Below are 1,705 nucleotides of genomic sequence, written 5' to 3'. Positions count from 1 at the left end.
TCAAGCGTTTGATAGTATCAAACTTCTCAAGTCCTACTTCTTCGCCAAATTTCTCAATAAAGTTAGGCTTGAAAGCTACACCTTGGAAAAAGGCAGAACCATCACGCAACTGCAAGAAAGCGATTTTCCCTTTTCCTGACTTGTTGGCCACCCAAGCACCAATCGTTACTTCTTCACCAACATGATTTTTTACATCAATAATTGTTACATTTTTCTTCGACACGTTTTTTCTCTTTTCTATTTTTATTCTTTGTGGCAGACTACTTCGACATTATTTCCATCTGGGTCAATGATGTAGGCAGCGTAATAACCTGGATGATACTGACTGCGCTCACCTGGAGCACCATTGTCCTTGCCACCAGCTGCCAAAGCTGCTTGATAGAAGGCTTCCACTTCCTCTTCATTCTGAGCACTAAAGGCAAAATGCTCAGGCTCTTGTTGACCAACATTTAACCAAAAATCACCTGTCGGATCAGCGTTTCTTGGCTCTGCAAAACTCACTGCTTGAGGTATATCAAAGGCTATTTTATAACCCAAAGGAGCTAAGGTTTTCTGATAAAAAAGCTTGCTGGCTTCCAAATTCTTTACTTTAATCCCAAAATGATCGATCATTCCTACTTCTCCATGAAATCCTTGAGACGTTGAACCGCTTCTTTTAGTGTATCCATATCCGTCGCATAGCTGAGGCGGACATTTTCTGGCGCACCAAACCCGTCTCCTGTCACTAGAGCCACACCTACTTCTTCTAAAATCGCTGTGGTAAAGGCTGTTACATCTGTATAACCTTTCATTTCCATCGCTTTTTTAACATTCGGGAAGAGATAGAAGGCTCCCTGAGGTTTGACGACTTCAAAGCCAGGCACTTGAGCCAGCAAAGGATAAATAGTATTCAGGCGTTCTTCAAAGGCCAATCTCATATTTTCGACCGTATCCTGACTGCCCGTTAAGGCTTCAATGGCCGCATATTGCGCCACCGCTGTTGGATTAGAAGTCGTTTGCCCTGCAACCTTGCTCATGGCTGAGATAATCTCAGGCTCACCTACTGCATAGCCAATCCGCCAACCCGTCATAGAGTAGCTCTTAGAAACCCCATTAATAACGACCGTTTGCTTGCGAATTTCCTCTGACAGACTGGAAATCGGCGTAAATTTATTACCATTATAGACTAAACGACCATAAATATCGTCAGCTAAGATCAGAATATCATGCTCAACAGCCCAGTTTCCGATAGCCAGCAGTTCTTCTGCTGTATAAATCATACCAGTCGGATTGGACGGCGAGTTCAGAACCAAGACCTTGGTCTTCTCAGTGCGGACTGCTTCCAGCTGGGCAACTGTCACCTTAAAGTTGTTTTCCTCTGTCGCTTGAACAAAAACAGGCTTTCCTTCAGCCATCAAGATCTGATCGGCATAGCTGACCCAATAAGGCGTCGGAATGATGACTTCATCCTCTGGATCAATCACGCTCATAAAGAAGGTGTATAGAGTGAACTTAGCACCCGTTGCTACTGTTACTTGATTTGGCCGAATCTCATAGCCATAATACTTGGCAAAATAGTCTACAACCGCTGCTTTCAGCTCAGGCAGGCCACTTGTTACCGTATAAAAACTAGCTCTGCCATCTTCAATCGCTGCAATCGCCGCTTGCTGAATATTCTTAGGCGTCGGAAAATCTGGCTCTCCCAAGGTCAAAGAAAGGATATCCC

The 1,705-nt window shown here is 44.1% G+C and carries 3 protein-coding genes; all 3 read right to left on the bottom strand.

What is annotated here, in order from left to right; all coding sequences use genetic code 11:
- Positions 1-223, bottom strand: a 223-nt coding sequence (locus tag Q0191_RS06515) for an OB-fold nucleic acid binding domain-containing protein (protein WP_297664915.1), incomplete at its 3' end; no start/stop codon positions are given.
- 20 nt (positions 224-243) lie between these two features.
- Positions 244-612, bottom strand: a complete 369-nt coding sequence (locus Q0191_RS06510; protein WP_125390545.1) for a VOC family protein — start codon at positions 610-612, stop codon at positions 244-246.
- Between the two features lie 2 nt (positions 613-614).
- Positions 615-1,705 (bottom strand): pyridoxal phosphate-dependent aminotransferase (locus tag Q0191_RS06505; protein ID WP_297664910.1); only part of this gene is annotated, 1,091 nt, incomplete at its 5' end.

This window comes from uncultured Streptococcus sp. (genome assembly GCF_938036805.1).
Taxonomy (GTDB): Bacteria; Bacillota; Bacilli; order Lactobacillales; family Streptococcaceae; genus Streptococcus.
Note: the sequence above shows the minus strand (reverse complement) of the source record. Positions and strands in the feature narration are given on the sequence as shown.